General features: G+C 47.6%; 22 protein-coding genes. 13 read left to right on the top strand and 9 right to left on the bottom strand.

What is annotated here, in order from left to right:
* The first annotated feature begins 16 nt into the window (after positions 1–16).
* From nrdB to ACSTTG_RS13455, 3 genes are all read left to right on the top strand, one after another.
* Positions 17–1,150 carry a class Ia ribonucleoside-diphosphate reductase subunit beta gene (nrdB, locus tag ACSTTG_RS13465; RefSeq protein ID WP_438475174.1) on the top strand — a complete coding sequence of 378 codons (1,134 nt, stop codon included), beginning with the start codon at positions 17–19 and terminating at the stop codon, positions 1,148–1,150.
* Positions 1,150–1,428 (top strand): class I ribonucleotide reductase maintenance protein YfaE, encoded by a 279-nt coding sequence (yfaE, locus tag ACSTTG_RS13460; RefSeq protein WP_438459508.1) that lies wholly within the window; start codon positions 1,150–1,152, stop codon positions 1,426–1,428. The genes nrdB and yfaE overlap by 1 nt, the downstream gene beginning before the upstream one ends.
* Before the next feature lie 338 nt (positions 1,429–1,766).
* On the top strand, positions 1,767–2,876 hold the full coding sequence (locus ACSTTG_RS13455; protein ID WP_438475173.1) for an OmpP1/FadL family transporter: 1,110 nt from the start codon (positions 1,767–1,769) through the stop codon (positions 2,874–2,876).
* A 23-nt stretch (positions 2,877–2,899) separates the two neighbouring features.
* Here ACSTTG_RS13455 and ACSTTG_RS13450 read toward each other — a convergent pair whose 3' ends face one another.
* The gene (locus ACSTTG_RS13450; protein ID WP_438475172.1) at positions 2,900–3,367 is read right to left on the bottom strand and encodes an Lrp/AsnC family transcriptional regulator; all 468 of its coding nucleotides are present in this window, start codon (positions 3,365–3,367) and stop codon (positions 2,900–2,902) included.
* A gap of 145 nt (positions 3,368–3,512) precedes the next feature.
* Between ACSTTG_RS13450 and rhtB the strand changes: the two genes are divergently transcribed.
* From rhtB to ACSTTG_RS13435, 3 genes are all read left to right on the top strand, one after another.
* Positions 3,513–4,124 carry a homoserine/homoserine lactone efflux protein gene (rhtB, locus tag ACSTTG_RS13445; protein ID WP_438459511.1) on the top strand — a complete coding sequence of 204 codons (612 nt, stop codon included), beginning with the start codon at positions 3,513–3,515 and terminating at the stop codon, positions 4,122–4,124.
* 237 nt (positions 4,125–4,361) lie between these two features.
* Positions 4,362–5,459, top strand: coding sequence for an L-dopachrome tautomerase-related protein (locus tag ACSTTG_RS13440; RefSeq protein WP_438475171.1), 1,098 nt, complete (start codon positions 4,362–4,364; stop codon positions 5,457–5,459).
* A gap of 432 nt (positions 5,460–5,891) precedes the next feature.
* Positions 5,892–6,827, top strand: coding sequence for a DUF3179 domain-containing protein (locus tag ACSTTG_RS13435; protein ID WP_438475170.1), 936 nt, complete (start codon positions 5,892–5,894; stop codon positions 6,825–6,827).
* 24 nt (positions 6,828–6,851) lie between these two features.
* Here ACSTTG_RS13435 and lpdA read toward each other — a convergent pair whose 3' ends face one another.
* Together lpdA and ACSTTG_RS13425 are read right to left on the bottom strand one after the other, a co-directional pair.
* Complete coding sequence (gene lpdA, locus ACSTTG_RS13430; RefSeq protein WP_438475169.1) at positions 6,852–8,261, bottom strand: dihydrolipoyl dehydrogenase; 1,410 nt, start codon at positions 8,259–8,261, stop codon at positions 6,852–6,854.
* A gap of 161 nt (positions 8,262–8,422) precedes the next feature.
* Positions 8,423–9,595 (bottom strand): MerR family transcriptional regulator, encoded by a 1,173-nt coding sequence (locus ACSTTG_RS13425; RefSeq protein ID WP_438475168.1) that lies wholly within the window; start codon positions 9,593–9,595, stop codon positions 8,423–8,425.
* Between the two features lie 264 nt (positions 9,596–9,859).
* On the opposite strand from ACSTTG_RS13425, the gene ACSTTG_RS13420 reads away from it, so the two are divergent.
* On the top strand, positions 9,860–11,968 hold the full coding sequence (locus tag ACSTTG_RS13420; protein ID WP_438475167.1) for a hypothetical protein: 2,109 nt from the start codon (positions 9,860–9,862) through the stop codon (positions 11,966–11,968).
* A gap of 45 nt (positions 11,969–12,013) precedes the next feature.
* Here the strand turns inward: ACSTTG_RS13420 and ACSTTG_RS13415 are convergent, their stop codons facing one another.
* Positions 12,014–12,286: a GNAT family N-acetyltransferase gene (locus ACSTTG_RS13415; RefSeq protein WP_438459517.1), complete on the bottom strand. Its 273-nt coding sequence runs from the start codon at positions 12,284–12,286 to the stop codon at positions 12,014–12,016.
* Between the two features lie 214 nt (positions 12,287–12,500).
* On the bottom strand, positions 12,501–13,133 hold the full coding sequence (locus ACSTTG_RS13410; RefSeq protein WP_438459518.1) for a flavin reductase family protein: 633 nt from the start codon (positions 13,131–13,133) through the stop codon (positions 12,501–12,503).
* 161 nt (positions 13,134–13,294) lie between these two features.
* On the opposite strand from ACSTTG_RS13410, the gene ACSTTG_RS13405 reads away from it, so the two are divergent.
* Positions 13,295–14,662 (top strand): NfeD family protein, encoded by a 1,368-nt coding sequence (locus ACSTTG_RS13405; RefSeq protein ID WP_438459519.1) that lies wholly within the window; start codon positions 13,295–13,297, stop codon positions 14,660–14,662.
* A gap of 9 nt (positions 14,663–14,671) precedes the next feature.
* Positions 14,672–15,484, top strand: a complete 813-nt coding sequence (locus tag ACSTTG_RS13400; protein WP_438459520.1) for a slipin family protein — start codon at positions 14,672–14,674, stop codon at positions 15,482–15,484.
* A gap of 215 nt (positions 15,485–15,699) precedes the next feature.
* Here ACSTTG_RS13400 and ACSTTG_RS13395 read toward each other — a convergent pair whose 3' ends face one another.
* Positions 15,700–16,188: a hypothetical protein gene (locus ACSTTG_RS13395; RefSeq protein ID WP_438475166.1), complete on the bottom strand. Its 489-nt coding sequence runs from the start codon at positions 16,186–16,188 to the stop codon at positions 15,700–15,702.
* A 332-nt stretch (positions 16,189–16,520) separates the two neighbouring features.
* Between ACSTTG_RS13395 and ACSTTG_RS13390 the strand changes: the two genes are divergently transcribed.
* Genes ACSTTG_RS13390 through ACSTTG_RS13375 form a run of 4 tightly spaced genes read left to right on the top strand, consistent with a single transcriptional unit; the run spans position 16,521 to position 20,034 of the window.
* Positions 16,521–17,093 carry a hypothetical protein gene (locus ACSTTG_RS13390; protein ID WP_438475165.1) on the top strand — a complete coding sequence of 191 codons (573 nt, stop codon included), beginning with the start codon at positions 16,521–16,523 and terminating at the stop codon, positions 17,091–17,093.
* A 20-nt stretch (positions 17,094–17,113) separates the two neighbouring features.
* Complete coding sequence (locus ACSTTG_RS13385; RefSeq protein WP_438475164.1) at positions 17,114–18,010, top strand: sterol desaturase family protein; 897 nt, start codon at positions 17,114–17,116, stop codon at positions 18,008–18,010.
* Positions 18,007–18,681: a response regulator transcription factor gene (locus ACSTTG_RS13380; protein WP_438475163.1), complete on the top strand. Its 675-nt coding sequence runs from the start codon at positions 18,007–18,009 to the stop codon at positions 18,679–18,681. The genes ACSTTG_RS13385 and ACSTTG_RS13380 overlap by 4 nt, the downstream gene beginning before the upstream one ends.
* On the top strand, positions 18,682–20,034 hold the full coding sequence (locus tag ACSTTG_RS13375; protein ID WP_438475162.1) for a sensor histidine kinase: 1,353 nt from the start codon (positions 18,682–18,684) through the stop codon (positions 20,032–20,034).
* A 448-nt stretch (positions 20,035–20,482) separates the two neighbouring features.
* Here the strand turns inward: ACSTTG_RS13375 and ACSTTG_RS13370 are convergent, their stop codons facing one another.
* From ACSTTG_RS13370 to ACSTTG_RS13360, 3 genes are all read right to left on the bottom strand, one after another.
* Entirely contained in the window at positions 20,483–21,202 is a 720-nt protein-coding gene (locus ACSTTG_RS13370; RefSeq protein WP_438475161.1) for a class I SAM-dependent methyltransferase, read from the bottom strand.
* A 462-nt stretch (positions 21,203–21,664) separates the two neighbouring features.
* Positions 21,665–22,135, bottom strand: coding sequence for a GNAT family N-acetyltransferase (locus ACSTTG_RS13365; protein WP_438459528.1), 471 nt, complete (start codon positions 22,133–22,135; stop codon positions 21,665–21,667).
* A gap of 155 nt (positions 22,136–22,290) precedes the next feature.
* Positions 22,291–23,712, bottom strand: coding sequence for a hypothetical protein (locus ACSTTG_RS13360; RefSeq protein ID WP_438459529.1), 1,422 nt, complete (start codon positions 23,710–23,712; stop codon positions 22,291–22,293).
* Positions 23,713–23,767: the final 55 nt, after the last annotated feature.

The following is a 23,767-nucleotide window of genomic DNA, read 5'->3' as shown; positions in this document are numbered from 1 at the left end:
AAAAGGAAGCAAAACCATGGCTTACAGCACTTTTAACCGCAATAAGAATGATCAGCTAAAAGAACCGATGTTTCTTGGTCAGTCGGTTAACGTGGCACGTTACGACCAACAGAAGTTTGAAATTTTTGAAAAGCTTATCGAAAAGCAACTGTCTTTCTTCTGGCGTCCGGAGGAAGTCGATGTCTCAAGTGATCGTATCGACTTTAATGCGCTGCCTGAGCATGAGAAGCATATCTTTATCTCGAACCTCAAATACCAAACCTTGCTTGATTCGATCCAGGGTCGTTCACCAAACGTTGCGCTACTGCCGTTGGTCTCTCTTCCAGAGGTAGAGACGTGGATTGAAACTTGGTCTTTCTCAGAGACGATTCACTCGCGCTCATACACACATATTATCCGCAATATTGTTAACGATCCGGCCTCTGTGTTTGACGATATCGTTGAGAACGAGCACATCCTTAAGCGCGCTGAGGACATCTCACACTACTACGACAAGCTGATTGAGATGACCAACGACTACCACCGCTACGGCGAGGGTAAGCATCAGGTTAATGGTGAAACGGTTTCTGTTTCGCTGTATGAGCTGAAAAAGCAGCTATATACCTGTTTGATGTCGGTCAACGCGCTTGAAGCGATTCGCTTTTACGTCAGCTTTGCCTGCTCATTTGCCTTTGCTGAGCGCGAGTTGATGGAAGGTAACGCTAAAATCATCAAACTGATCGCCCGTGACGAAGCCCTGCACTTATCAGGCACTCAACACATGATCAACTTGCTACGCAACGGCCAAGACGACTTTGCCTTTATGCAGATCGCTGAAGAGGCGAAGCAAGAGTGCTTTGATTTGTTCAAAGCTGCCGCCGAGCAAGAAAAAGAGTGGGCAGAATACCTATTTAAAGACGGCTCGATGATCGGTCTAAACAAAGACATCCTGTGCCAGTACGTTGAGTACATCACCAACATCCGCATGCAGGCGGTGGGTCTGGATGCGGCCTACCCTGAGGCGACCAGCAACCCGATCCCATGGATCAACGCATGGCTATCTTCAGATAACGTTCAGGTAGCGCCGCAAGAAGCCGAAATCAGCTCATACCTAGTCGGTCAGATTGACAATGAAGTGTCAGCAGACGACTTCGAGGACTTCGAACTCTAATGACCAGCATCAAGATCAACCGCGTTACACAAATCACCACCAGCGGCAATGAAACCTTGCTTAACGCAATGGAGCGCGCAGGCCTTGAGCCTGAGTATCATTGCCGCGATGGTCATTGTGGCGCCTGCCGCTGCAAACTGGTCTCTGGTGAGGTTGAACAGGTTGGTTTTGCCATGGCTTATACCCATGGCGACGAGATTTTGCCGTGCATTTGTAAAGCCAAAGGCGATGTGCAGCTGGAGGCGGTGCGCTATCAAGCTGCGCGTGCAACGGCCTGATAAGGCAGGGCGAGGCGCGAGGACGTTTCACTCCGGGGAGCGAGGCGACCTGAAGTGCTAAACGTTTCGCGTTTTTCCTCAAACACCTGCCTTCGTTGATGGACAAAGGGCATCAGAAAAACACTAAAAAGACCTGTAGTCACAGGTCTTTTTTTTAACTCAGCACCAACAAACTCATCACTCATAGTTACGACTCACATACCGCACGCACCGAATCCCTCGCTTCTCGCCTCTCGAGTCTCGCTTCTGTCTTTACCCGCCTCTGGTTTTAGAATTTATAACTTTCACTTAATTTATAACGTGTTAGCATGTGATTTTTCACGTTTATAATAATTACTATGTCAGTTGTTCCTCGCTTTGCTCTACTCGCTGTGGCCGGTTACGCGCCGCTTTGTTCTGCCACCGGACTTAATTTTTGGGAATCATCCACCACCAATAGTGCCCTTGCTAGTGCCAATGGCGCCTATGCCATGGATGCCAGCATTCTTGCTACTGCACCGTCAAGCATGACTCAGATTGAACGCACCACGGTAACGGGTAATGTGCTACGTTATCAGGTGGATACTGATTACGATATTCTGGGAACACTGGCGGATTACTCTAAAGCTGACCCGATTCCAGCTGGGTTTATGGTGATGCCGATTAATCACCGTTGGTACGCAGGACTTGCCATTTATAGTCGCACAGCAGCGGATATATCAATTCCTGAATTCAAGATGGATCCGCTGCCAATACCTATATTGTATGAAACACGCGTTCGCCCTGTTGTCGTCTCTTTTGCACCCAGTGTCGCCTTTAAATGGGATAACTTTAGCGTCGCGGCGACATTGGAGTATCAATATGCTGAGTATATCCTCGAGCAAGACAAATGCAGACCATTCTTAGGCTGCGCTGAGGATATTCATGATCAGACTTCTGGCTGGGGGGGCGCGATAAGTGCGACATGGCAAATCAGTGATGCGATAAGCCTTGCGGCTACCCATCGTTTAGAGAGCCATTTTGATGACGAGAATATCGAGTTTGACCTACCCTCAATCACCAGCACCTACGCTAGCTGGGCGATAAACAACAATCTAGTTTGGCATGCTAGCTACAGCCTTTCACGTTGGCAGGGCAAAGGCATCTACTACAGTGATTACAGCGACCCCGTCGGTCTGCTTAAAGGCTCACAACATAGCAAACGCTACGCTACTTCCGTCCAATATCACCTCAAAGCCTTGACACTAATGGCTGGTGTAAGCTTGGACGAAGCGATCGACGCTTTTGGTGGCGAGGATATCCGCTATCGTGTTGGCCTTGGCTATGACATCAACCGTCATCTTCGTCTTGATCTCACTGGTTTTAGCGAAGACTATGCGCGTAAATACGTCCGAGTCAGTGACGATTTGAAAGTCGATGTTCAAAACAGCGGCTACGGTATAGGACTGGGGCTCACTTACCAGCTCTGATCGCCTACCCAGCAAACCCTACTCTAACCAATAATAGGCAGTTGGGTTGATGATTTAAGCTCTCTGAGCGATAAGTTGGACTGAAGGTTCGACACGCCAGGGAGCTTGCGCAGTACGCTCTCGACAAACTGACTATAATCATCCAAATCTTTCGCCACCACTTGCAACACAAAGTCGGTGGTGCCTGCAGTGTTATGACACGAGAGTACGTTATCTGATTGATTAATCAGTGCTTCAAACTCAGCCGTGGTCTTCTCATCATGCAACACGCAAGAAACGTGAACAAAAGATAATACCCCATATCCGACTTTGCGCCGATTAAGCTGCGCTTGATAGCCCTCTATATACCCCTCCTCCTCAAGCCTCTTTAGGCGACGCCAACAAGGTGATTCACTCAAAGAAAGCTCCGCTGCCAGCTTGGAGTTGGAGATGCGACCATTTTTTTGCATTTGATCTAAAATGGCAAGATCAGTGTTATCAAGTTGATGCATGGCAAGAATATTCCTATGGGTACGTGCCAAAAGAAAGATTATTGCTTATTTTAACCAATTTCAACCAATAAATAGCAAAGTAATTTCTAGGAGGTTCGGTAATATCCTCGCCAGAAAATTTTTAGTTATTTATTGGAGAGTTAACGTGGATATCCACCTATGGTTGACGTTTTTTGGCGCGTCACTGCTCATTTCTATCTCGCCTGGTGCTGGGGCGATCACTACGATCAGCAATGGTATCCGCTATGGTCTTAAAGATACCCTACCCGGTATTGCAGGGCTGCAATTGGGTTACGCCATGCAAGTCATTATCGTAGGTGTTGGCCTAGGCGCGCTTCTCGCCTCTTCTGTGGTGGCTTTTCAAGTCGTTAAGTGGCTGGGTATCGGATACCTTGTCTACCTTGGCTACAAAAAGTTCACCGAGCAACCACAAGCGATCGAGTTTGGCCAGAATGCTAAGCAGTCCGCGAAAAAACAGTTTTTCGCCGCTGCCCTTATCAACCTGACTAACCCTAAAGTAACGGTATTTTTGGTCGCCTTTTTCCCACAGTTTCTCGACGTCAAAGGCGATCTTCTCAGTCAGTACCTTATCCTAGGTAGCACCGTAGTTCTGGCAGACTGCCTAGTAATGTTAGGCTACGCGATCTTGGCATCACGCCTATCTAATGCGCTCAACAACCAAGCCCAACAGCGCATCCAGAATAAGCTGTTTGGTGGACTGTACATGGGTGTAGCGGGCGTAATGGCGGCCGCTTAAAATCAGGGGCGGGGTTAGGGTTTCACTGCGTTCCGAGGAACGAGGAACCCACCCCGTACCGTAAACTACTCGCATCTCGTAGGGCTTTGCCCGTCCCCGCGTCTCGAACCTCACACCTTTATCAAGTATGGTTTGAGAATAACTCAAAGCTCTCCCTCTATATCAATCACCATACCACTTCTAAGCTAAATTCGTGTTCAACGCGACGCGCTAGCGTGTCAACAGAAGGAAGTGAATATGTCATCCATCAACCCGTCAAAACTCACCACCCTGGTCGCCATTGTAGCAAGCACAGTAGCCTACTCAGTTACTGCTTCGGACATCGAGGTTGTCGCTGAGCTCAATGGCACTCGACCCGGCAATCTAACTGTCACCCCCCAAGGGCGCACCTTTCTTTCAATGCAACCTCTTGATGCGCCAGAGTACCGCGTAGTCGAGCTTCTACCAGATGGTTCAACAAAGCCTTATCCAACCCAAGACTGGGCCGATGGGCCTGAGCAGGGTGAGGTTGGGCTTTCATCGGTGATCGGAATCGATAACACTGGGAATGGTCTGGTTTGGATCTTGGATATGGGCAGTGCCAGTGCCCCAGCACAAATCATAGCTTGGGATAGCGTTAACGAGCAGTTAGTTAAGCAGATCACGCTACCCAGCGAAGTCGTGGTCGCAAACTCGTTTCTGCAAGACTTTGCCATCGATACTTCGCGCAATCTAATGATCATCGCCGATACCAGTTTGGGTAATTTGGTCGGAGACCCTGCCCCGGCTTTTGTGGTGGTGGATTTGGAGACTGGCAAAGCGCGGCGATTGCTTGAGTCTCATCAAGCCTTACTCTCTCCCAAGCATGACTTGATCATTGATGACAATTTGATGGCGGCCAAGCGCGAAGATGGTACGAGCGATGCACTCTATCTTAGCCTGAACCCGATCACAATCGATGCCAACCATCAATGGGTCTACTTTGGCACAGTGAATGGCAGTGACATCTATCGCCTACCCGCCGCTGCCCTAGCAGATGAAACGCTTTCACAGTCCGACCTTGCCAACAAGATTGAACGCTACAGTGAAAAAAGACCCAGTGACGGCATGATCATCAGCGCCGCAGGTGACATCTATGTCGGCGATGTAGAGCAAAATGCATTGGCGAAAGTCAATCAACAAGGTTATCAGGTTATCGCCCAAGATGCCGCACACCTGTCGTGGGTTGATGGCTTCGCCATCCAAGGTGACTATCTGTATTTCACCCAAAACTCACTACACCTTAACCCAGCATTAAATCAGGGAACAGAGGGTTCGAACAAGCCTTATCACGTACTACGGATGAAAATCGAATAGCTCGATTCGACCCCACTAACTGGACAGTCATGGTAAAACAAGGAGCGGGGTTCGAGTTTCGCTTCGCTTCGCTCCGAGGGGCGAGTAGTCCAAATCGCTGCAAACTGGACAGTCACAGCAAACTGGACAGTCATGCAAAGCGATACCGTTATCTGGACAGTCACCTTAACGCTGGTCCAAAGCGTGTTAACCGCTATTTGGACAGTCACGGTAAAAACAGGGAGCGGGGTTCGAGTTTCGCTTCGCTCCGAGGTGCGAGTAGTCCAAAGCGTACTTCAAACCCCATTGCCGCTATCTGGACAGTCAAGTTAATACAGGGCGCTGCAAACTGGACAGTCATGCTAATCTAGTCGCACTCGGTAATGGCTGTTGTTGAAATGTACGTTCGCTTTGCCAGGTCTTTATTGTTATTCAATCAATTCGGAGACTAGCATGAAGACCTGGTTTGTTTTCTGGCTGAGCATTGCTTGGCTATTTCCATTGAGCGGTAACGCGGCGTCAATGAACGGATTTAAGCTCAACAACCTCACGGTCCCTGCCGATGAAATCTTATCTGGTGGCCCGGGTAAGGATGGGATCCCTGCCCTCCTAGAGCCAAAGTTTCAAGCAGGAACCAGCGCAAACTTTCTGTCAGATAGCGACATCGTCCTTGGTATTCACCTTGATGGTGTCAGCAAGGCTTATCCAATCGCTATCTTAAATTGGCACGAGATAGTCAACGATCGCATTGGCGATAGGGATTTTATTGTTTCTTATTGCCCACTGTGTGGCTCAGGTATGGCATTTCAAACCAACGATGGCCAGCAAATTATGACCTTTGGTGTTTCAGGCCTTTTGTATAATTCCGATGTATTGATGTATGACCATCAAAGCGAGTCATTGTGGTCACAAATCCGCGGAGCCGCAGTCAGTGGTGAACGCTCGGGGCAAACGCTGGTTCAACTGCCACTCAAACTCACTCGCTGGCAACAGTGGCTAAGCGACCATCCTGACACACAGGTGCTCTCAACCGACACCGGCTACAGCCGTGATTATCAGCGCGACCCGTACGCAGGCTACAGTGATAGCCCATTCTTATACTTCCCCGTTGCGCAGCAAGCACCGTCTACCTACTCAACAAAAGAGACCGTGCTGGGTTTTCATCATGATGGTTTCAGTGTTGCCTTTCCATTCTCAGAGCTTCGCGCTAACAACCAAGCCGAATTTACTTACCCGCTGGGAGAGCAAGACCTTAAGGTTCATTGGGATGAAAGCAACCAATCAGCCTGGATCACCGACGCCAACGGACAACCGCTGGCATCGACACTACTATATTGGTTTGCTTGGTATGCTTTCTATCCGGAGACCAAAGTGTTTAGCGCTCAATAAGCTATCAACCATAGTAAGCTCTGGTTAGAGGCGTTTACTTGGCATCATATCCGTCACCGAGCCATCCACCAGCTCAGCGGCAAAGGCAAAAGTTTCCGCAAGCGTTGGATGTGCGTGCACCGTCGCGGCAATATCACTGGCACTGCCGCCGAAATTCATCACACTGACGGCCTCGTGGATTAACTCGCCGGCATTTTCACCGCAAATCGCCGCGCCTATCAACTTACCACTTTGGGCATCGAACAATGCCTTGGTTGCGCCATTGGTCGCGCCCACACTCTGGGCTCGTCCGCTGGCTTGCCATGGCACTTTACCCACGCGATAGTCGATACCCTCGAGCTTGGCCTGCTTCTCGGTAATACCTACCCACGCTATCTCTGGGTGTGTATACGCAACCGACGGAATTTCTGGAGTATGGTGAGGTGTATCTAGACCCACAATCGACTCGGCCGCACATTTACCCTCATGGGTAGCTTTGTGCGCCAACATCGGGCCATCGACGATATCACCAATAGCAAAGATATTGTCTACATTGGTGCGCTGTTGGTGGTCAACCTCAATTAAGCCGCGTTCATCAAGCTCAATACCCAAGCTGTCTAAACCAATACCTTGGGTATTAGGTCGACGTCCAATCGCTACCAGCACAGCATCAAAGGTTGCTTGCTCTGTTGCTTTACGCCCTGCAAACGTCACATCGATGCCCTCTGGCTGTGCCGTCATTGAGGTAATTTCGGTGGCGGTGAGAATTTGATAACGCTTTTTCACTGTCTTAAGCAGAGGTTGCAAAATATCTTTGTCAGCGGCCGGGATCAGTTGCGACTGGGCCTCGACAATGGTGATCTGTGAGCCAAGCGCCGCATACACTTGTGCCATCTCGAGGCCAATGATGCCACCGCCAACAATCAACAGTTTTTCAGGTATTTGACTCAATGAAAGCGCATCGGTGGAGTTCCATACACGCTTATCGTCAGGGGCGAACGGTAATGGGGTTGAGTGTGAGCCTGTGGCGATAATGGCGTGCTTAAAATTCACCAACTGCTCTTCGTCGCCCCTAACCGAGAGACTATGGCGATCGATAAACTGGCCGCGACCTTGCAAAGTGATGACTTTACGAGCTTTCGCTAACTGAGCAATGCCGCCGGTCAGGCGCGCAATGGTGCTCTGTTTATGGTCACGCAGGGTATCAAGATTAACCGTCGGCTTGGTAAATTCGATACCGACGGCCGCGCCACTCTGCGCCTGCTCAATCAATGACGTCGCATGCAACAAGGTCTTTGATGGAATGCAACCGACATTGACACAAACCCCACCTAGGGTGTCACGCTGCTCGACGATACACACAGATAGACCGAGATCCGCGGCGCGAAAAGCAGCGGTGTAACCACCGGGTCCACCACCGAGTACCACTAAATCTACGTTGATAGATCCTGACATTCATAACTCCTTTTACTTTGTAATCTGAGTAAGCCCATGTGGGCCTAACCGTAATCCTAATTTGCCTGATGGGCCTTATCATGTTGTTTAAACTAACACTTTTGTAGGCCATTTAGCTATAGGAAAAGCATTAACATCAAGGAGTTGACGACTTTGGTATATTAGAGCGCTCTCGCGATAAAGAAATGGTAAGCATATTGATCGCCTTGATGACGACGATATAGCTCGATTTCTCGTGTAATATCCGTAAGTGCCTGCGCGCCCTCTAGCTCCTTAGACAATTCACTGACTCGTGCCTCCAAAGGCTGCCAGTAGTTCCTCCAGGCTTGCTGGCTGATCGAGAAATGATCCAGCACTTGATACCCGTGCTGCTCAAACTGCGCCAAGCGCGTCGCGAGGGGTTGCATGTCAGGGTACTCACCTTTCCAAAAGTCGACATAATCCTGCTGCGGCTGATCACTTAGCCAGACAAGGTCACTCACTACCAATAGCCCGTCTTTTTTAAGTTGTGGCTTCCACTGCTCGAGCGCCTTTTGCAGCCCCATGATGTAAACGCAGCCCTCAGCCCACAGCAGATCAAAGCTGTGCGGCGCAAAAGGCAGTGCCGTCATTGAGGCGCAAACCGGCGTAACCCTCGTGCCCAGCCCAAGCTGTTCAAACTTAGCTTGAAGCGCATCTATCGCCAGAGGCTCGTTATCCATCGCAGTAATTTGTGCATCGCTATGATCAGCTAACACTTTGGTCGACAGCCCTTTACCGCTGCCAATCTCAAGGATATTACGTGGTGAAAATGGCAGTGCATGAAGCGCTCGCAACGTCTCCTCCTCGCCTCCCGGTCCCCAGCGCTCTAGGGTCTCAAAGACCTTCATAAAATCTTGCATGTATTGATCGTGTTCGTTCATATCTTTAGATAACCATTTGAGACGCAGAGCGTCTTTTTCATTAAAACCCTGTTGCAGCAACCAATCGAAGTGAGCATCGGGAGCCGCCTGATTAAGTGACTCATGCCACGCACGCAAAGAACGCTCACCCAGCAAGCCCGCCAACAGTTCTCGCGCAGCTTGCTTGTGCGCAATCTCTTGATCAAGCTGTGCAAGGCGCTCTGACAGAGTTGCCCTGTCAAGCTTGGCCTCTAGACACACCTGACACTCTTTTAAGCTCAATCCCCCTGCTTGCAAGCGCTGGAGTAACTTGAGCCGTTGCACATCGTAATCGTGATAGTATCGATAACCATTGGCCATCCGCTGCCCTTTAATCAGACCGATTTTTTCATAATAAAGAAGAGTTGTGCGGGATAACCCTACCTTTTTAGCTACTTCAGAAATTAGATGCATCGCTTGAGTACCCGATAAAATGGTGTGATTGCTGCTGAAACTAAGCTTAAAGTATAGAGCGGTAGACAGGTCAAGCCGTTGTATCGCGTTCCAGTGCTAGAAATCAAACGGGGGCATGCTTAATCGAATGCGCCAGATTGACTCAATCCCAAATAACCCCTCTCAAAATCAAGACAATCAGCCAAATTTACCCCCTATCCAACGCCTGAGAAAAAGTGTAATGTAAATGTTAAATCACCACTGGAATACAAGGATTGTAGACCGATGGCCCATACACCAAGCGTGCTACATAGTAAGGAAATAGCTCTACACAACAAAATGTTATCAAAAAGTCCAGCCTCATCCTTCGTTCAGACGAAGGCATGGCTATGGCTGATTGTGTTGTGTGATCTTGCCTATCTTATTGGTGAGATCGTTCTCAATACGGCAATGGCACGCGTCTCTTCAGGGCTGGTTACCTCATCCCATGTCTTGGAAGAGGTCGTCGTGATTGGTCGCACGCTCAGTGGTATCGGCTTAGCGTTGCTACTCACTAGCTTGATTTCTAAGGCAACCCAGCCCCTTACCACCAAGCTGTTGCAACTGTTGTTTTTTATTAGCTTGTCTGTTCCCCTGGTGCACAAAGCTCAGAGCGCTTTGGTAGACCATCTCGTTACCGATAATCTCGAGCAAGCTAACCTCGCGCACATGCTGCTCGATATTCGAGAATTTGGCATCAACTACCCCGATCACTTCGAACAACTCAAACGCTTGGGTCTTAATACTCACCCAGAACGTAAGGTAGCACCCGAAACGGTGACCTTTCTGGCCTACTACCCTTGGGCAAGGATGGGCAGCAGTTATGAGTATCAAAATAAGTTACGCCAATGGGACAACTTACAATGGCTTGATAAGGCGAAACAGGCAGAGCTGGAGCAGAGAAAAGAAGCGATGTATCTGGCCACACACGGGTTTATGCGTGATGTTGAGCTCAATGTAATGATTCATAACCTTCAACGTCGTTTCCCAAGCCTTAATCCAATTGATGCTTTTGAGATTAGCGCGGTTGCGCAGGCATTAATTCAAGCGGCTGATGACTATTTTGCTCAGCACTATCTACCGATGCAACAGCAAGCCGCTGCGCAAACTCAATCTCTCTATCTAAATCACACCAGCAGGCGTGATGGGATAGCTCAGCTCTATCAGCAGTATCATCACTGCTCAGCGACGGGTAAGCTTGATACCAATGACGAGTGTCAGCTCAAGCAGCTCAGAGATCAGCTCGCACAGCAGCTCAACTGGATTTTTGTTGGTGATTGGCGCAAGCAAAACCTCTTTGCAGGTATTCGTTTATTCCAGCTATGCCAGCAAATCGATGGCCAGCGTATCTGTCCTGGCGATCCGAATTGGAATAGTCGTATTGCGCTTGAATATATCGAGATGCGCCTGGGCTCGAGTGGGACTCCCTCGACTATTGAGCGGCAAAATGGCTTCGCTTATGGCTTATCATCAGCCCAGCAATTACTACAATACGATGCATTCTATAATGTACAATTGCGCGAAACCTTACACCAACAGCTAGGATTTCAGTCCAGTATTGACCTAAGCCTTTACAAACACGACGCGGCAGGCAACCTACCGATCGCCAATATTGTCGCCATGCACACGCAAAAAGCGCGTCATCTTGAGCCAACCCACAATCAACTAGCGATAATAGATAAGTTTGAGCAAGCGCCGCGCTTATGGCGCTGGGATGAGCTGCGCACGACTGACAGAACGGGAATATTCTCACAGACCATTTCAACCTCGCAGGTGTTAGCACTTGAGGCGATCCAATCGCAGCTCCAATATATCCTCGGCGATTTTTATCTACCACTGCTGGATGTGAATATCGATCAAACCCAGTTTTATACCCTACTCGATAACCAGCGCCACGCCGCCGCCGAGCATGCGAGATCGCGCTATTTTTATCATTCAGAGTTTGAGCCTTTGATTGCCCAGCAGTCCCTGACTCAGATCTACACGCCTTTTGTCGCGGCGATGTTCTCGCTCAGCCTGTGCTTAGGCGCGGCGCTGCGACTATCCCGCGCCCCAAGCCGGATTCGCCATTTATCCACTCCGCCCCCTAATAACAAACCAATCAAGCCGTTGCGCCTTGGCAGCATACTGGCTATTTTTGCCCTTTTTTTCGCCATCGGTGTCAAGCAGACGTACATTAATGCCCTTCTTAATGCCTCTGCCTATTCCAGCAATCCCGTCAGCAAAGTCGCTCTCACTTGGGCGGTTGGCGCCCACACCAGTATCGTTCATGTCGGCAACTGGGTGCTGAACGAGAGCTCATGGATTCGTTATGACCATCCTTCTCTTGATGGGTTGCACGTTTATGACGACTGAATTGTTAGCACGATTACCGCTAGCGATAATCAGCGCAATGCTCAGCTATACCGCCAATAAATGCTGCCACTCGGGATGACGATTTAGATAATGAGCTACGTAACTGCAAGCCGGGATCACGGTGTAACCGCGCTGCTCGATATCCGGTAAGATCGCCTCCATTAACACTTTGCCATAGCCTTTCCCCTGCACCTCATCAGGAACCCGGGTCGAGTGAATGGTCATCACACTACCTTGCAGAGAATATTTAGCTAAAGCTACATACTCTCCCTCTAGTGTCACTTGGTATTCATGGTTTTCAGCATTGTGGACTAACATACGCGCCTCCTATACGTTTTTGTTAGTGTAACCGCTGGTTTGCTGACTACCAACTCATACCCAGGAGAAGGGGCCAGTATTGAGCTCCATTGTCTGGGTCTACATTGCCGCAAACTTGTCAATCAACGCACTAAACGAACATTGGTGACGGGTTAGAAAACGCCGTGATCGAATCGATTAAGGGGATAAAATCAAAGATCCCCGAACAGGAATGTTAATCTAAATGCTTGGGCAGTGTGTCCGGCTTAGCGTAAGTCAGGCGGCCGATTCGGTCGGTGATATGGTAGGTATCTAGTCCGGAGACGGCTATGGTATCTAGAGACTCGATATCGACATATCCCTGCGGTGAGATGGCCTCCTCTTGCAGATATAGATGGGTCACTTCTCCGATCAGCAGGATCACATCGTTGAGTTCAATCGTCTGGCTGCTTCTCAGCTGAAGCGAATATTTTAACCGGCTCTCTTCGACAAACGGGGCGCGAACTCCCTCACGCCACTGTGGGGTCAACCCAACTGCTTCGAATTCAGACACATCGCTTGGATAGCGAGCCGAGGTTTGATGGGCCTTCTCGAAGATATCTCGGTTAACGTGATTAATCGTATATTCGCCAATAGACAGTATATTTTCCAGGGTATCTCTTGCCACAGAGTGCGGCCTTGAGATCATACCAATCAAAGGGGGATGCGCACCGAGGTGGAACACCGAGCTGACGATCGCGAGATTAGTATTTCCCTCAGGGCTAACGCTGCCAATTAGATTGGCGCTCTTAAAACCCGATAAACTGTTGACCAGATTGGCTCGGTAGCGCGTGTCCAGAGCTGCTAGCTCTTGATTGGTGATATGCATAACTCATTTTCTCACAACGGTTGTTTGTGATTTAAGTTACTGACTATGCCTAAATTCCGATCACTGTTACCGCTGTCAAGAAGCAGAAAATTAGCCCCTTAGTCAATATCCTGCGTATCTATACTTATGATAAGCCCCAACGATTGGCTAAGGAGGGCCCGATGAAACGATTGTATTTATGGCTTTTCGCCCTACTCCTGTTCACCGGTCAAACGCTAGCAAGCACAGTATGGGTAGTGCCGGTTAAAGGTGCTATTGGTCCCGCTATCAGTGACTACCTGACCCGTGAAATCGAGCAAGCGCAACTCAATGGCGTTGACTTGGTGGTATTGAAAATGGATACCCCAGGCGGGCTCGATAGCGCCATGCGCGATATTATCCACGCCATCACTACTTCTACAGTGCCCGTCGCAACCTGGGTCGGCCCGTCTGGCGCTCGCGCAGCCAGTGCTGGCACCTATATTCTGTTTGCCAGTCACGTGGCCGCCATGGCAGAGGCAACCAATCTAGGCGCCGCGACGCCTGTGTCTCTGGGCGGCCCTCCTCAACCAGCATCCGGTGACGATACGGCTGACAACGACGTCGCAGATGATGCTCAGAGTGACTCAGAGCAAGTCCCGGCTAAAACCGCAATGGAAAAGAAAGTCATCAACGATGCCAAAGCCTATATCAAGGGCCTTGCGAAGCTGCACGGACGCAACGCTGATTGGGCTGAAAAAGCGGTGAGTGAGGCGGCGAGCCTTGATGCCAGCGAGGCGCTGGCGCTTAACGTTATCGACTATATTGCCAACTCGCCTGAAGCACTCGTCACGCTGATTAACGGTGAAACGGTTAAGATCAACAACACTGAGGTGACCCTGTCACTAGAACGGCCCACCTTCATCGAACGCGAGCCCGATTGGCGTGCCGAAATGCTCGCGGTGCTCACCAACCCCAATGTCGCGTATATTCTGATGCTGATCGGGATTTACGGCTTACTACTCGAGTTCTATAACCCCGGCATCGGTCTACCCGGTGTACTCGGCGGGATCTGCCTACTTCTCGCGATGTACGCGCTGCAGATGATGCCAGTTAACTACGCTGGACTTGGCCTCTTGCTACTCGGCATTGCCCTCATGATCGCCGAAGCCTTTAGCCCAAGTTTCGGCATTCTTGGCCTTGGCGGGGTCGTCGCCTTTGTTCTAGGTTCTATTTTCCTCATGGACAGCGACCTACCCGGCTTCCAAGTGGCCCTGCCACTGGTCTTTGGCATCGCCATCTTCTCTGCAGTGCTTATTGTCACCACGGTCGGAGTGCTGCTTAAGATTCGCCGTAATCGTGTCACCACTGGGCGTGAGACCTACCCCGGCAGAACCGCGATTGTAAGCGATGATTTTGTCGCTGGTGAAGGTCGTGTTCAGCTCGATGGTGCGTTATGGAATGCGCATAGCAAGTCAGATTCGACACTCAAGCAAGGCGATGTTGTCACCATAGTCGAAATTAATGGCCTGACCCTGACGGTCAAGCCTGGCCAAACTACACAAGGATAGGAGACAGTTATGATTCTTTATACCAGTGCAGTATTGATCCTGCTTCTCGTGGCGCTTGCAACCCAAGTGTTCAAGGTGCTGCGCGAATATGAACGTGGCGTGGTATTTTTCCTTGGCCGCTTCCAGCAGGTTAAGGGACCAGGGCTGATTATCCTGATCCCCTTTATCCAGCAGATGGTACGCGTGGACTTGCGTACTGTGGTGCTCGACGTGCCGACTCAAGATCTCATCACCCGTGACAATGTCTCAGTGCGAGTTAATGCGGTGGTCTATTTCCGCGTTGTCGATCCACAGATGGCAATTAACAACATCGAGAGCTTCAGTATGGCCACTAGCCAACTCTCACAGACCACGCTTCGCTCGGTACTCGGACAGCACGAGCTTGACGAGCTGTTGTCTGAGCGTGAGCAGCTAAACAAGGACCTGCAAACCATCTTGGACCAACAAACCGATGACTGGGGGATCAAGATCGCCACCGTTGAGGTCAAGCATGTCGATTTGAATGAGAGCATGGTGCGCGCCCTCGCCCGTCAGGCAGAGGCTGAGCGTAACCGGCGAGCCAAAATCATCCATGCGACGGGTGAGCTCGAGGCATCAAACAAGCTCAAGGAAGCGGCCGAAATGCTCAACGAAGCCCCCAACGCCCTGCAGCTTCGTTACATGCAAACCCTAACCGAGATCACCACCGACAAGACCTCAACCATCGTCTTCCCACTGCCAATCAATTTGGTTGAAGCGGTCTCTGACATTGCTAAAGCAGTAAAAGGCCAAGGTGATAATCAACCTCATACCGAGCAACAAGACAATGGCAAAAGCGGCTAAGGTGCGGTGAAATCCGTCATTGCGCAATTAAATCCGAAGCTGTGGCACTAAGGACTTGAACTTTCCTAGTACTGATTGTCACAGCCTACGTCGTTTAGGCTCATTTGAGGATAATTACGAGCAAGAGTTTGTAAACAGCAAAGTTCTGCTTTGTTTTTACTCAATAAAGTCATCAAACAGATATTTATGTAATCAGTGTATTATTATGTCATATATCAGGTTATTTTAGCCTCGTTCACTTTCTGGCGTACATATTTCAGCACACCACTCTTGTCTCCTGAGAACAAAGCCCATGGAGTACTGATTTCCCAGGAACTAGTTGTGCTCATGCTAAAGTATGCAGGCTTGGCCTGATTATTTAAGAATGAGATGCGGTACATGGGCGGCGAAACAAAGGGAATTTTCCTAACACCTTTCACTTGGGACCAATTGATGGCTAAATCTCTATTGAAACCTCTTATACTAACCGAGTCATCTGAAAAATTGACCAAGGAGGCTTTGTGAAAAATGTTGAATCCTATTGCTAGAATGCAAACACAAGAAAGCCAGAACATCAGATGTTCTGTAAAATTCCCTTCGCCTAAATCGACTGTAGCTGAAGTAGATTCAGGCCAAAAATATGCCTGAACAAACATAAAAGGCATGAAACATAGAAAAAAGCCAAATAGTTGAATTAATCTATACCCAAATAAGCTACTTTTCATCTCTATTTCCAATAATCATTAGCAAAAATCCCTGACATAGACAAACCAGTTTGATAATCCATATCGATCAGCAATATAGAGTATTTAACATTTAAATTTTATGTGCGCAAGCAACTGCCTCACATAAAAATAGATCGTCAATTTATTCAGTAAAGCATCAATTAACTTAAGTCTAGCAACACCATCTCAGTTGAACGTCCAGTAACGTTGGAACGACCCTGTTATATAAAAAGTTTCTAACCGGAAACTAGTACTGATAACCTTTTGGTTACCCCTTCACTTTTACACTTCTCCTAACAACGACAATAATCATATTAGACAAAGGAGAAGAGATGAACCTATTCACATCACTGCTTACCACTGTAGTCATCGCGGGTGCTGTTTGGGGTGCTGTACTGATGCAGCCCGTTATGGCCGAAGGCTCATCAGATCGTCAGGCATCAAAAAGCACTGAGAAAGCGCCTATTACACTTACGGTTACGCAAAAGACTCAAGATAAAGGCAAGACGTATATTCGCAGCGTCGTAAGCCAATCCATCTCACTGGACAAAGTAGCAACCCTTTGGGTCGAGTTTGAAGATAAGCTTACTCAACAAACAAACCTGCCGACTACGCTTCATCAGCTTGTGGTGGTCTATCAGGATATCGATAGAGACTTCAGCCACGCAACGGTCACCATCGGCTTCCCTGTCGAGGCGAGCGCGAGGATAGAGGGCGACATTGAACTTACCTCCGACGCACATGAGCAGCAGTTATTGAGCCGTCGCAACAACAGCGAGGCTGAAATGGTCAGTGCATGGGAAGAGATTAACTTTTACAAGCCTGTAAATATGGTCATTGAAACGTATTATCTCGATGCACTCGGGCGAGAAGAGTCTAATCAGTTGGTTGTTCAATATAAATAGTGATGATATGGAGTTAAATTATGGATTTTATGTCTCAAACGCTATCTGAGATGTCCGTCATCTTCACTGAAGCTTGGGTGGACGAGTACTTTGTTCTGATTGCAGCCACTGTATTTTTTATTGAGCTAATCCGCTACGCATTTAATAACAAGCTGAGCTGGAACCTTGTTGGTGACAGCGTGACAAACGTAGTCACACTCTTTTTTTACCTGATTACGCTGTTCTTCATCGGACTAATGTATGTTGGGGGATTTAGCTATGCCTACGAGCATTTTAGCCTAACCCAACTACCGATAACGGGCTGGACAATTCTCGGCTGTTTGATCTTAGCGGACCTCGCTTACTATTGGGAACACCGATTTCTGCATAGTAACGGCTTGGCATGGGGAACCCACTCTGTGCACCACAGCTCGCCTTACTTTAATATTTCGGTCGCTTATCGCTTTGGCCCGCTTGATTGGTTTTTCCCGTTCTTTTTCCATTTACCTTTGATCCTGATGGGCTTTAATCCATTTGTGGTGTTGATGTGTGAAACACTGGTTCAGCTCTACCAAACGCTGCTGCACACCGAGATGGTAAAAAGGTTCCCAAGACCAATTGAAGCAGTGTTTAATACCCCGTCACATCACAGAGTGCACCACGCCACTAATAAGCAATATTTGGATAAGAACTACGCAGGCATCCTAATCATCTGGGATAGAATGTTCGGTACCTTCGCGCGTGAAGACGAAAAGGTAAAATATGGTGTTTTCCCACGGATTAATACAGTCAACCCATTTAAAGTGTATTTCGATGGCTACGTAAAATTAGGCCAACATATCTGGAACGCACCAAACTGGAGTTATCGCCTGCAACTGCTGATTAAGCCTCCTATTTGGGCATGGCAACAAAAGCGAAAAGGAACAAACACGCAATGACCGTTAGCGTCCTACTAATTGAAGACGATAAAGATCTCGCTGAGGCCATCAGCGACTATATGGAGCTGGATGGCTTTGAGTTTGACTTTGCTTACAATGGCCTCTCGGGCCGTGATCTGGCGTTGAAACATCCTTACGACATCATCTTAACCGACCTCAATATGCCGAAGATGGATGGGATTGATGTATGCCAGTCCATTCGGGACAAAGGGGTCACTACACCAATTCTCATGCTCACCGCAAGGGATACTTTAAGTGACAAACTCACTGGATTCGCCGCAGGCTCTGACGATTATTTGGTCAAACCGTTTGCAATGGATGAGCTTAGAGTTCGCTTGTTAGCCTTGGTACGGCGTTCAAAAGGTATCGTAACGCGTTTGAGCATTGGCGACCTCACGGTTGATTTGGACAAGCACCAAGCTACTCGGGCTGGACATCCCCTTAAAATACCGCCGGTTTGTTGGAAGATGCTGGTATGCCTGATGCAAAACAGTCCGAATGTCGTGAGCAAAACCAAGCTAGAAGATGAGGTTTGGGGCGACGCGTTACCCAGCACCGATAGCTTAAAAGTCCAACTGTTTAAGTTGCGCAAAGTGGTCGACGCGCCGTTTGAGCATAAACTTATTCACACCGTGCATGGTGTCGGTATTGTAATTAGGGAAGAGCAATAAATGAAGCAGGTGAGTATTAAGCGAGATATCTATATTTACTTATTCGGCTTGCTACTTGGCCTTACCGCTATCTATGCCTTAATGATCAACCAAAGCTATGAACTTGGGCTTAATGAGTCAGCCAAATACAGCTTTTTGTATGAGATAGCGCTGGCCGAGCAGCATTACATCGCGACTGGAGAGATTCAACCGTCCCATAGTATGTCTTTTGAGGTCTTCGACGACTTAAACAGTGTTCCGCAGGCTTTCCAGAATCAGTTTGATTGGAGCAGCTTTGAGCCAGGCGTGATATACGACAAGTACGTTGCTGCTAAAGATGGAGGATTCGGTAAATACTATTACGCCGCTTCTCAGTATGTAGCAAGTAAGCAAGGATACCTTTATATGGTATCGCAGTACGACGAGGCACTATATTACGATCTCTATGAACAGAGCCCGCCAGAGTCAGTCAGCCAAGTCGGCTCAGCGTTTTTGGTGATTGGGCTATTGCTTTTACTTATCTTTGCGCTAATTCGGTTGCTGATTTACCGCCTGACCCACCCTATTCTCCAGCTTTCAAAATGGTCAGAAACACTAGACCTCAATCAAGTGCATGAGTTAAAACACTTTCGCCACACAGAGGTACAGCAACTTGCTGACCAACTGGTGGACAGTGTTCAATCACAACAACAATCGATTGAACGAGAGGAGTTTTTCCTGCGTGCTACAAGCCATGAATTAAGGACCCCTATCTCGATTATTTCTGCCAGTAGCGAGATGCTGACGAGACTCGCGGGTGCCATTCCTGATAGGGGCCAACGGGCAGTGAAAAGGATCAGCCGCTCGGTGGTGACGATGCAAAATTTGGTCACATCGTTACTTTGGATGAGTCGAAATCAACAACTAAATCTTGAGTTGGGCGAAATTGTACTTACGGAGGTGGTTGAACATGCAATCGATCAGCATCGCTACCTGTCTGATGAAAAAGACCTAAATGTAAAGCTAATCGCAGAACCAGTAGGCCTTTCACAGCCAATGCCTGTAATGCTAGTTGAAATTATCGTGACCAACTTGATCCGTAATACGTTTCAACATGCCTCTAAAGGGGATGTTGAAATACGTGTCTCTTCGCGTAGGATCAGTATATGCAATGCACTATCCGAATCACGTCCAGAGGACCTAGAGCATGATTCTGTACAACAAGACAACTCCGAGGTTTCGTTTGGCATTGGGCTCATGCTTATAGAGCGCCTGTGCCAACATCAGAACTGGAAATTTACCCATCAATCTACGCAGAATCAGTATATTGCTAGCGTAGATTTCTCACCAGCTCACCCGGAGGCGTCCTCACCATCGGGAGTAACCAAAAATTAACCATTACCCATTTACAATGACTAAAGGCTTACAAAGAGGAGTTATTTCATGGGGACTTGGATTCTAGAAACCTTACTTTGGTGTGTTGTCACCGTTGCTGTTTGCATTGCAATCTGGGGATTTTCGCTCGCCAATACTCTTATCGCACTGGGCGCTTCTGTCGCTATTTCTCTGCTGCTTGGAAACAGTTGGAGAAGTTGACGCCATAAGTAAGCGCATTGTTTATATCAGGTGGAAAGCGTTGCACTTAATCAAAATCGCTTGGTAATTAGCATACGACAGATTCGCTTGGTCATCACAAAAAGCGTCACGGTGCCAACCAGCAAAGTTTTGGACAATTCCGTGTTATATGCATTGCTAAATTAGCATTTAGCGGATTACTTGAAGTATGGCAGAGCTTCTAGTGTAGTGGCCAGATTCACTTAGCCACTACACTGGGACACTTATTTTATTTCGCTAGCTTGAATACTAATAATGCGGGTCTTCTGCTATGAAGTTTAAGCTGTGGTTGCTGTTGGATGAGCTCATTTGAAGGCTGAGGTTCAGCGAGACCTTGCAATCTAAAGCCTGCGTTTAGCAGAGCGCCTATGTAGCTCTCAGTGGTACGGTGATACTTGATGACACCATCGACAAACCAGTTTTGCCTTCTTTCACTCTCATCAAAATATCGGTCTACAGGCCAATGAGAGCCCTCCTTACTTTCATAGAGCCCCTGAAGCAATGACGTACATATTGGATGTTCAACTGAAAACACAAATGTTCCATCAGGCTTGAGGCAGTTATAAACCTTTCTGAAGATAGCTGAGATGTCCTCTACATAGTGCAAACACAAAGAAGCGATGACTAAGTCAAATTGTTCTCGTGGGTAAGAATAATCCTCGATAGAACAGTTTTCAAAGTCAATATTCCCTGTTTTTAACTTTAGAGCTTCAGCGAACATTTTTTGCGAAATATCGATGCCCAAGTAGCGACCAGCACCGAGGTTTATCGCATGTTTTGAAAAGTCACCGAATCCACAACCAATATCGAGTACACATTTATTTTCTAAGTCCGGCAAGAAAGCATGTACTGCTGGCTCCTCTAAATAACGGTTGTATCCAGATTCACTCTGCCTCAGAGATTGGTAACCACTAAAGAAGGTTTTATCATCATATATATTCTGTTTCATCCGCCCTACTTTTACTTAAAATAAGTATTTTTCATGAGAGTACTTGTAAATGAGATTACCAGTCAAATAATCAATCAGGTTCAAATGGCCTTAGTCATGAATGTATACGCCCTTCTAGGATATGTATAAGCCCTGTGGTGTATCAACGATCTATACTGTTCTCGTCAAACAAATTGTGCTGAGAGGAGTGGATTATGATCACTAAGTATTTAGCTGACATGATGACGAAGCCGGGCCAATCTCCAGTTTTTGAATCACCTAGTAAGACCCCACTTTCATAGACACTATGCTGATTGTCAAACCACCTCACTGTGATTTGTGAGGTTGAGCGTTACTGGCAAGGAAAGGGGCAAAGGTGATTTAGGCAACCGAGAAGGATCTCTTCCTAGTTGCCAGCACCGAAAGGGGCAGTTCTGCTTTTTATGATTTTCCCAGTAGACATGTAACCTGGCAGAATACCTACTAGCAATCCGGCTCTAACAGCATTGGAATATCAATCATTCCTCGTCGGTTTCTAATGCCCTCAATACGTTTAAAACCAAGCCGCAAGTATACGTTTTCAGCATTTACCGCTGAATTAACCGTGAAGACACCGTCATTGCCGTTTTCTATTGCTATTTCTTGGACTACTTCCCATAACTTACGGGAAAGTCCTTGCCCCTGATAGTTTTCATCTACAAAGAGATGATATAGATGCGAGTTGTCTCGAACTCCAGCAACGCCAACCACCTCGTCATTCGCAGTCACTGCTACTACATAGTTGTAATTTGTAGATAAGTACTGGCCTACATTTTCCTCTGACATTGAATCGAGCAAAATACCGTTTACCGACGCCTCGCAAGTTGGGCAGACATATTTTTTTGTTAAAGGTAAGATCAACTCACTGACTGCCTTCGCATCACTGATTTCTGCTCTTCTGATACTGATGCTCATAGCTTCTCCGATTTCTAACGCTTTTTTGGACAAAAACGAGTCAGTGATTTTAATAAATTAGCTTCAAGCGGATAACAAGAGGTAATGCAAATCCTCTTATTGATTGACTCACACTCATTCATTCGCAATAGAGTGTGAGTCAATCTTTTACTGAGTTAAGGGTTTGGAAATTTTCTCTCCGCGTAAGAGATATAGCTAGACGCTTTGCCAGAATCGACAAGCTCTTGAGCAAGTGACTTTATATCAGCTTGAAACCTGTCAGCCGTCATTACATTACCTTTGTGATCGGTAAACTTCATATCATCAAATAGCTCCTTATGAGCATCACTAGAATGGCGTCTAACGTTTTTAATATACTCAATGAACTTCTCGTGACGCTCTTTTGATTCATCGAGCGTAAAGCCTGACATCATGTATCTAGGGAACAAGGCTGATAGAGGATAATCTTCTGTGCGGTATTCGAAGGCTCCATCAATGGTCTCTTGACTTGCGCTGGCTAGAAAACCCCAATCTTCTTTAAAGCGCCAAGCCAAAGCTTCTGCGATGCCCTCATTCATCCAACCAAAGTAGTACATAGCCTTATTTTCATTCATGGGAGCGAAGGTCAGCAAGTGGACGAGTTCGTGAGCCATGGTCGCTCGTGGGTATATCTCAGCATTATAGATACCTGATGGGAACTGCAAGCCCACATCCTCGTTAGAATACTGTCCGCACCATGGGCACAGCCAAGGGCTAAAAGTGGCTCGTAAAAAATGCTTAGAACCTTCACCACGCAAACTGGTCAGGTAGCTGTCAAAAAGCTGGGCATCTTTGCTACAATACTCATAATCGCTGGTAGAATCGCAATACCATGCTTCAAAATCATTCCCAGCCTCACTGAAGTAGGCTCCGTATTCCAACTCGATATCTCTGCGTCTCAGGTAACCGAGAGCCTCAAAACCATAGCGATTCTGATCCTCTAAACAAATTTGCGAATAATAATCACCACCCATAATAAAACAACTCAACAGAGCGGTTTTCCGAACCGATTCGATATATCTAGGGTCTTCGTGGAGGTAATCAAGCAACTCTGGAGAGACTATTAATGTTCCACCATCGAGGTGATTGTTGATGTCATGATTAAGAACATTAACAATTAAGTCATCATTGCGATTTCTCATATGACCAAACTTTCTGTCATAGTTCATGGAGTAGAGTATTTCATCTTTATCTTTGTACCCTAACAAGTAGGACAACCTATCTAGATGCTCATTAAGCCCATAAAGAGTGGTGGCTATATCATCTACGCTGACATAACTTGCATCACCTCCCTTTAGGGTATATCGAGCATCCTTATAGGTATACACTGTCTTATGCTCGAACTCTTCAGGAATTGGACTAATGTAACCTCGATACTGTAAGTCAAAGACGTCATCCATAGTGTGGATTTCGTCCACCTTCAATTCATCACCTAGCGACTCCGCTGTACGCATTGTGGTGTTCACTTCGGTATACCAATCGTTGTTATTTCCATCATCATTGCACCCTGCTACCGCTACGATGGCAATGGTTGTCATAACTGCTTTTACTGCTTTCACTACTTCCCCCCCCCCTCAACTAGGATAATTCAATTATTCATCTAACTAACTAATA

The organism is Vibrio glycogenivorans (assembly GCF_051660965.1).
Classification (GTDB): domain Bacteria; phylum Pseudomonadota; class Gammaproteobacteria; order Enterobacterales; family Vibrionaceae; genus Vibrio.
This window is presented reverse-complemented; position numbering and strand designations above follow the sequence as displayed.

Excerpts from the sequence above, each read along its gene's own strand:
- ACSTTG_RS13455 (WP_438475173.1), top strand. The coding sequence starts at position 1,767 with ATGTCAGTTGTTCCTCGCTTTGCTCTACTCGCTGTGGCCGGTTACGCG.
- ACSTTG_RS13380 (WP_438475163.1), top strand. The coding sequence starts at position 18,007 with ATGACCGTTAGCGTCCTACTAATTGAAGACGATAAAGATCTCGCTGAG.
- nrdB (WP_438475174.1), top strand. The coding sequence starts at position 17 with ATGGCTTACAGCACTTTTAACCGCAATAAGAATGATCAGCTAAAAGAA.
- ACSTTG_RS13365 (WP_438459528.1), bottom strand. The coding sequence starts at position 22,135 with ATGAGCATCAGTATCAGAAGAGCAGAAATCAGTGATGCGAAGGCAGTC.
- ACSTTG_RS13435 (WP_438475170.1), top strand. The coding sequence starts at position 5,892 with ATGAAGACCTGGTTTGTTTTCTGGCTGAGCATTGCTTGGCTATTTCCA.
- ACSTTG_RS13415 (WP_438459517.1), bottom strand. The coding sequence starts at position 12,286 with ATGTTAGTCCACAATGCTGAAAACCATGAATACCAAGTGACACTAGAG.
- ACSTTG_RS13390 (WP_438475165.1), top strand. The coding sequence starts at position 16,521 with ATGAACCTATTCACATCACTGCTTACCACTGTAGTCATCGCGGGTGCT.
- ACSTTG_RS13440 (WP_438475171.1), top strand. The coding sequence starts at position 4,362 with ATGTCATCCATCAACCCGTCAAAACTCACCACCCTGGTCGCCATTGTA.
- ACSTTG_RS13370 (WP_438475161.1), bottom strand. The coding sequence starts at position 21,202 with ATGAAACAGAATATATATGATGATAAAACCTTCTTTAGTGGTTACCAA.
- ACSTTG_RS13405 (WP_438459519.1), top strand. The coding sequence starts at position 13,295 with ATGAAACGATTGTATTTATGGCTTTTCGCCCTACTCCTGTTCACCGGT.
- ACSTTG_RS13375 (WP_438475162.1), top strand. The coding sequence starts at position 18,682 with ATGAAGCAGGTGAGTATTAAGCGAGATATCTATATTTACTTATTCGGC.
- ACSTTG_RS13420 (WP_438475167.1), top strand. The coding sequence starts at position 9,860 with ATGGCCCATACACCAAGCGTGCTACATAGTAAGGAAATAGCTCTACAC.
- ACSTTG_RS13450 (WP_438475172.1), bottom strand. The coding sequence starts at position 3,367 with ATGCATCAACTTGATAACACTGATCTTGCCATTTTAGATCAAATGCAA.
- ACSTTG_RS13385 (WP_438475164.1), top strand. The coding sequence starts at position 17,114 with ATGGATTTTATGTCTCAAACGCTATCTGAGATGTCCGTCATCTTCACT.
- ACSTTG_RS13395 (WP_438475166.1), bottom strand. The coding sequence starts at position 16,188 with ATGAAAAGTAGCTTATTTGGGTATAGATTAATTCAACTATTTGGCTTT.
- lpdA (WP_438475169.1), bottom strand. The coding sequence starts at position 8,261 with ATGTCAGGATCTATCAACGTAGATTTAGTGGTACTCGGTGGTGGACCC.
- ACSTTG_RS13425 (WP_438475168.1), bottom strand. The coding sequence starts at position 9,595 with ATGCATCTAATTTCTGAAGTAGCTAAAAAGGTAGGGTTATCCCGCACA.
- yfaE (WP_438459508.1), top strand. The coding sequence starts at position 1,150 with ATGACCAGCATCAAGATCAACCGCGTTACACAAATCACCACCAGCGGC.
- ACSTTG_RS13400 (WP_438459520.1), top strand. The coding sequence starts at position 14,672 with ATGATTCTTTATACCAGTGCAGTATTGATCCTGCTTCTCGTGGCGCTT.
- ACSTTG_RS13410 (WP_438459518.1), bottom strand. The coding sequence starts at position 13,133 with ATGCATATCACCAATCAAGAGCTAGCAGCTCTGGACACGCGCTACCGA.